Here is a 7266-nt window from a genome sequence, read left to right on the forward strand (position 1 = left end):
ATAGCTCTGCAAGCACAGATCCAACCTGCAGCGCTGAAACATAACAAGAAATGACCGGAGCAACAAATGACCGTGATGTTATTAATCCAGTCACAAATGCTGCTCACACCTGCCCGCCTGAAAATTCGCTGGCAGGTTAAGAATTCTTATCGCAGTTACCGCACTCAGAATATTGTGCGACAGTGAAATATTAATGTCATACAACTGCATTATAAAAGAATCTAAATGACACTTATGGTGTTCCTATCGGGTGCTAACCCGCAGTCCTCCAACTGCCATCCACCCTACTGAATACCAACCGAATTTTATTCACTCAACAAACTGAGTGATCACAGCCTGCGTAGCACCCTCTGTAACAGAGCAATTCTTAAGTGATGCTCAATTAATTATCAGGGCAAAGTAGCAGACTGTTTTATTTGAGAGATATATGAGTAAAGCTTCACAAACGGCAATTAACGCTGCAGATTATGAAAAATACAGTAATCCTATTCCCGGTCGGGAATTCATTATGGGGTTGCTCGATGAGCCCGGTAAAACACTGGACCGTGAACAATTAGGCCAGCTGCTAGAACTATCCGACAGTGACGAAAAAGAAGCTCTGAGACGCCGTCTACGGGCAATGGAACGGGATGGACAGCTTAATTTCGATCCCCGTAACGGCTATAGCTTACTACGTGCAGAAGACCTGATTGAAGGACGCGTTATCGGACACCCAGAGGGCTTTGGCTTTCTCGCACAGGATGGCCCTGGCGATGATCTTTATCTGCATAATAGCCAGATGCTTAAAGTCTTTGATGGTGACCGCGTCCAGGTCCGGGTCAGTGGCGTTGATCGCCGGGGTCGCCAGGAAGGCCGCATCGTTAATATTCTGGAACAGAATACTACAGAGATCGTTGGCCGCTTAAGGCATGAAGAGGGAGACTACTTTCTTCAGTCTGAAAACAGCCGTATTCGCAATGAGATAGATATTGACGATGATCAGCTTCAAGGTGCGCAAGCGGGACAGTATGTCACCGTAGAGATCACTGAGTATCCCTGCAACCGCTTTAATGCTGCAGGCCGGGTTATCGAACTTCTCGGCGACTCGATGGCGCCTGGAATGGAGATCGATGTTGCGATTCGTAATCATGATATTCCGCACAAATGGCCTCAAACCGCACTCAATGAAGCGGCAAACATGGGCGATGAGGTCAATAAGGCTGACAAACAACACCGTGCCGATCTAAGAAAACTGCCTTTTGTCACCATTGATGGCGAAGATGCGCGGGACTTTGATGATGCCGTGTACTGCGAAAAGAGAAAATCCGGTGGCTGGCGTTTATATGTCGCTATTGCCGATGTATCCCATTATGTCTTACCTGATAGTGCACTGGATCAGGAAGCCGAAGAACGAGGTACCTCGGTATACTTCCCTGGCCACGTAGTACCAATGTTACCGGAAGCCCTGTCTAATGGCTTATGCTCACTTAACCCCCATGTTGATCGACTGGTGATGGTTTGTGAAATGGCGATCAATCGTGCGGGCAAAATGACCGCTTATAAATTCTCCGAGGGTATCATTCACTCGCACGCACGCCTGACCTATAACCAGGTCGGCGCTTTACTCTCCTCTCCAGAGTCTGGTCTGGGTAAGAGCGTTGCGCAGGAACACGCCAAAGTCGTTCCACATATCCACTCCCTGCATCATCTCTACGCCGCCTTAAGAAAGGCTCGTACAAAACGTGGATCAATTGATTTCGAAAAACAGGAAGTACAGTTTAAATTTACTGAAGACCGGAAAATCGATCAGATAGTCCCAGTGGTGCGTAACGATGCCCACAAGATGATCGAAGAGTTCATGCTGTGTGCCAACGTTGCCACCGCTCAGTTTTTGGAAAAGCTGGAGATGCCCGCATTGTATCGGGTGCATGATGGTCCGGCAGATAAGAAGCTATCCAATTTACGAGAGTTCCTAAGTGAACGAGGCTTGAATCTGACCGGCGGCGATAAGCCGACACCTGCAGATTATGATCGCTTGCTACGCAGCATTGGCGAACGCAACGATGCTCAGATTATCCGTACTATGATGCTACGCTCACTAAGCCAGGCGGAATACAGTTCCGATAATCAGGGCCACTTCGGCCTGGCTTATCCCGCCTATGCTCACTTTACTTCACCGATCCGACGCTACCCTGACCTGCTGGTTCACCGGGCAATCCGCTCGGTTATTCGCAGCAATGAGAGTGGCGGGACATTACATCGTGTGCTGAAGAAAGTTACCGGCATCGGTTCAGACCCGGTACACCGGGTGAAAAGCGCCACGCCACTTGAGGCAGGCAAAAGTTACCCTTATGACCTGGCTAAAATGAAAAATCTGGCGGACCACTGCTCCCTGGTATCCCGCCGTGCCGATAAAGCAGGCTGGGACGTTGAAGCCTGGCTCAAATGCGAATATATGCAGGATCATGTCGGTGATATTTTCAGCGGCGTAATCAGTAGCGTCACTAATTTCGGTCTGTTTATTGAGTTGGATGATACTCAGGTCGAAGGCCTGGTGCATGTTACCGCCCTGAACAATGATTATTTTCAGTTTGATGCGGCACAACAGCGCCTGGTTGGCGAACGCTCAGGTGCCAGCTTTAGTATCGGTGATGCTATAGATATCCGTGTAGTGCGGGTTGATATGGAGCAACGTAAGATTGAATTTGAACTAGCCTACAAGACAGATGAAAGCTCACCCAAGTCCCGCGGACGAAAAGGTAGAAAACATCAAAGGACGGGTAAATATCAGCGGTAACAGATCAGTCGATCATTTCATTTAGCTAAGGAACCTGCATGTAAGTCCGGAGCTTTCTCTGCTGATGTAAAGCACCCCTATCCGGCTTTCAGAGCATTACGATCTCTACGCTAGCGATTTACGACAGGCAACCAGCATACCTGTAATCACTATTTTGATCTCGAGCTCCCCTGAAAGACAGAGGTGCTTCGGACTTATTCGTGGGTTGTCTAATCTGCTGCGCTAAACTGCAAGGCAGATAGCTAATCCATTTTCCCTGCTAGAATTGGAGATAATTTATATAATCGAGCAACTTGTACCCTCTACAGAGCCAGCCTCAACAAAGAGTTGAGGCTAGAAAATTAAGCCCAAAAAATCTGATTCATACCAGATCTTAAACACAATCAATCACATCCAGAAAGAAATTTATTGCTTTATAAATAAGCTCTCCAGAAACACTAAAAAAATTAAAAAACAAATTACTCCTCTAATTAGTTATACATATAATTATAAGTCTCTACAAAAAATATTAACTAGTTACTCTCGTGATACTAAGTCACCAGTGAGTCGAGAGCTTTCTCTTCGTTACGATCTCGACCCCATGTGTCAAATAATGCTACAACAACTCCTCCCAAAACAATTAGACAACCAAAAATACAATTAGGGCTATTCATTTTCAATATCGTACAGCTTTTTCCATTCAGGATTCAGCTTAGAAAATCGACTCATTTTTTTATTAATAAGAGGTCCATGTGGCCGTTTAAGAAAAGCTTGGTACATCAAATTAAAGCTAGCTTCAGAATTACCTGACTCTTTACTAATTGCCAACGATCTCAACTCATCCACACTCAAGTCAAATAAATTAGTAATAGCAAACGCCTTATAATAGATCGATGTTTCTTGTGTCTGCCTTATAGATTCCGGAATAAAATCAGATTTTACATCTTTACTATAGCCATATTCTTCAAAATCAGCAGAGTAGATATTAACAATCAATTCTGCCTCCTCTTCGGTTATAATATCTTTATAAATGAGACTAGCATTTGTCTTATGTGCAGATTGAGTCTCAAAAGACACTCCATATTCACTTAAGAAACTCACTACATCAACCATCCGCTCTATTCTACCAATGAACTCCGGCTTAATATGATCTCTATGTAAATTGAGATACTGAGGTCTAAAGTGCTCATCAATTTCCGAAACATTTTTATCGCTGGAAAGAACCTTTAAAAAATCTAAAAATGAAATTCCTTTATTTGAATCCAACTTATATTTTTCACAAAAAGGAACCCAAACATTATCATCCTGATTAGGTCCAACTTTATTTTTATAACCAGACAGGGCCCTACTAAATGGATTTCTAGTTAAAGCAAAAAGAGGGGTATCACTATCTTTTGGCAGTTCAAAAGAGGCACTGTCATGTACATTCCCTTCATAACACCCATCTAATAATGAGTGCTTTATAGTACTACAGGCCACTTTAGGGTTAGATATAAAACAAAGCCCATAATGCCTGGAAAAAAAAATATTCTTCATCATTCTCACGTCCATCTATCGGTTTCGCTCTACATTAAATCATCATTAAAAACAGCATTAAAAACAGCATTAACAAAAACATATTTTAATGACTTCTTATCAACCCTTAACATAAAGAAAAGGTATAGCACCCTTAGCTATTTAAACGTTCAACTTAAAGAGCAAGATATCCACCTTACTCTTAGGTTCAAATTTAATTTTCAACAACCTTCATCATCTTTATAAACTCAGGCTGCCAGCGCCAACTTTCCAAACGCATTAATCCATAATTTGTCGGATCATTACGCATATCATATAACGTATGCTCTACTAAAAAATCCAGATCAGAAATACCCGTCGACAGCAAACGCTGCTTATTTATCTTGACACCATAAACCTTCATCACAGTAGCCAGAAACTCTGTAGCAGCTTCACAATAAATCGGTTTCAGATCATCTCGCAGCTGGCCATAGCTCCACTTTATAGTATTAAGTAACGACTCAATAACAGGCTCTACCGATGGCCAGCCTTCATCCAGCGCTCGTTGAAACACGTTGCGATACATATTGAAACTATAAAAGTGTCGCTCGTCCCCCTGTTTAATATCTTGTGCATCATGCTGTCTATAGTGGTAAGAATGCCCTCTGACATGCGCAATCCCCATACAGTGATGCGCCACCAGTAACTGAAATATCTGGTCATCAAAAGCACGTACATGCTCTGGAAACCTGATGTTCTGGCGATCCAGAAAATCTCTTCGATGCACCCTCCGCCATATTGTAGGCTGAGCGGTAGTAATATCCTCTCCCTTTATCCAGTCGAAATCATAATCACCAATCACATGGCGACCGGGTTTTGTAAAAGATAATATTTCATGACTCGGTGTGAACACATCCCTGCCGTTTTTAGTATGTAGTAGCTTAAATTCACCCTCTGTGACAAAAGCCCCCGTATATCGAGCTACTTCTAACAATGCAGTAAACATTTCAGGATCGACACGATCATCGGCATCAATAAAAGCTATATGCGAAGCATTTGAACACTCTCGTCCATAATTCCGGGCCGACGCACAACCGCCATTCGCCTTTCGCACCAACCTGACTCGGGAATTGTCAGTATAGCGTTGAGCTACAAACTCCCCACAACCATCGGTCGACCCATCATCTACCACAATTACATTAATATGCGGATTGCCATCGGCCAATAAACTATCGACACACTCTTCAATGTAATCATAGGTATTATACATAGCTACAACTACATCAAGACCAGCCTTTCTGTTATCGAAACTATCTTCATAATCCCGGCGCAAAACATGCTTTCCGTTGAGTAGGTAAAACTCCCTCATACCCGCTTCAGACTCAGGATAAAAATCATTTGACGATACATAGGAGTACAGACGACCGGCAATATAACCAACCTGACAATTTTTGAGCTCTAATGCTATAGCCTTTTCACAGCCAGGCGCTGTCATCTTCACAAAATCAGGGGAGAGGGCCGAAAGTATACTTAAAGGCAATGCGGGCAAAGTAAGCATATCTTCACCTTTCTTATGTCCAGGCATAAGCGGTGCAAACAGGCCCAACGCATCCAGCCGGTGAAATAAAGCCGGCTGAGTATCCTCTAGCGCTTTTATCAAGCCACTTGGTATTGAACACTCACTTTTATCCCTTACGGCTAAGGGAGAAGCTTTCAGATCTGGATGAAGCGCGGCATTTATACACACAATATTCGTCAGGCCATACCGCTTCACGTTTTCTGATAAACGATCAAAAACGTCCTTTTCTGGTTCAAAGCAGACTACCTGCCACTTAGAAAAGCAAAGCGCAAAAGGGATAGCGAACCAGCCTTCGCCGGCACCGGTATCTAGACATAAACCCGATTTAGGCAGAGCCCTGGACGCAAAAAAGGGTTCATATAGCTTACGTATATCAGATATTTCCCGATCAGATACTGAAGAATCACACGCTACTTCCAGATCTATACTTTCTCCGAATGCTTTGTATGAGTGACGCTGTAGCGGGTTGACACGTTTTGCCTGACTAACTTTCAAAGACTTAATTAAACTAATCATGCAAGCAACTCCTTCGCATAACGGATCAGCGGATGCCGAAGATTGTGTGGATCTGGTGTATCAGAACTAATCACAAAAAACTTAGGGTCAAGCCCCCTCAATAGCCGCCTCAAAGCAACACGATATGCATCTCGGTGATACAAGGGCAAAGACTCTTCACACCAGCGGAGTAATCGCAACGCCCCTATCATCAACGCCCCTCTCTGTCGGACATTAATAAAATCCTGGTGCGCTTCAAAAAGCTGAAATGTAACTCTTGCCGTACCAATAATATCAAATCGTACCTGTGTGTTTGATGCAGTAAGCTGAGGTCGTAATTGTCTTTGAAAATATGTAAAACTTCTTGAATCAATCAACTCCAGCGAGTTTGCGTGAGCTATCACCATAGTATGAAAAAAGATATCTTCAAAAAAATGATCATTAGGAAAAACAATCTTTCCCCGCTCAATCAAAGTACGGGAAATAAACTTATTAGCCGATTGAGGCTCAAAACTTGTAGCCCAGGCCTTTCGATCAGCAAGGCTCATTTCGCCAAATTCTCCTACTTCAGCGTCATACCCTTCGGCCTGCTTTTCATCTAAAAAAGGCTCAATCAAAGTCCGTCCTCTGGATATTGCCCCCCTCACCAAAACCAACTCGGCCTGAGTTTCATCAATTACCCTGGCGACCTCGGCAAACGCCCAGGGAGAGCGGGTATCATCAGCATCCAGAAAACAGATATAGTCTCCTTGTGCGTGTTGCATTCCCCGATTTCGCGCAGAAGATAAACCATCATTAGCCTGGGGTATAATCTTAACGCGTGGATCATTTATTGAACTGAGAATCTCTTTTGTATGTTGAGCTGAACCATCATCAACAATGATCAGTTCAAGACTCTCAAAAGTTTGATTTAATACAGAATCTACAGACTGACGGATTAATT

The 7266-nt window shown here is 43.6% G+C and carries 4 protein-coding genes; 1 reads left to right on the forward strand and 3 read right to left on the reverse strand.

Going from position 1 to position 7266, the window contains the following annotated elements; translation table 11 throughout:
* The first annotated feature begins 427 nt into the window (after window positions 1–427).
* On the forward strand, window positions 428–2776 hold the full coding sequence (gene rnr / locus EHS89_RS20945; protein WP_124928121.1) for a ribonuclease R: 2349 nt from the start codon (window positions 428–430) through the stop codon (window positions 2774–2776).
* A gap of 645 nt (window positions 2777–3421) precedes the next feature.
* Here rnr and EHS89_RS20950 read toward each other — a convergent pair.
* The 3 genes from EHS89_RS20950 to EHS89_RS20960 form a co-directional block, all read right to left on the reverse strand.
* The gene (locus EHS89_RS20950; RefSeq protein ID WP_170167565.1) at window positions 3422–4294 is read right to left on the reverse strand and encodes a sulfotransferase family 2 domain-containing protein; all 873 of its coding nucleotides are present in this window, start codon (window positions 4292–4294) and stop codon (window positions 3422–3424) included.
* Window positions 4295–4484: 190 nt separating this feature from the next.
* Window positions 4485–6344, reverse strand: coding sequence for an FkbM family methyltransferase (locus EHS89_RS20955; protein WP_124928123.1), 1860 nt, complete (start codon window positions 6342–6344; stop codon window positions 4485–4487).
* The coding region (locus tag EHS89_RS20960; protein WP_124928124.1) for a glycosyltransferase family 2 protein at window positions 6341–7266 on the reverse strand (926 nt) is incomplete at its 5' end. The genes EHS89_RS20960 and EHS89_RS20955, both read right to left, overlap by 4 nt.

Origin of the sequence: Amphritea balenae (assembly GCF_003858655.1) — a bacterium.
GTDB lineage: Bacteria > Pseudomonadota > Gammaproteobacteria > Pseudomonadales > Balneatricaceae > Amphritea > Amphritea balenae.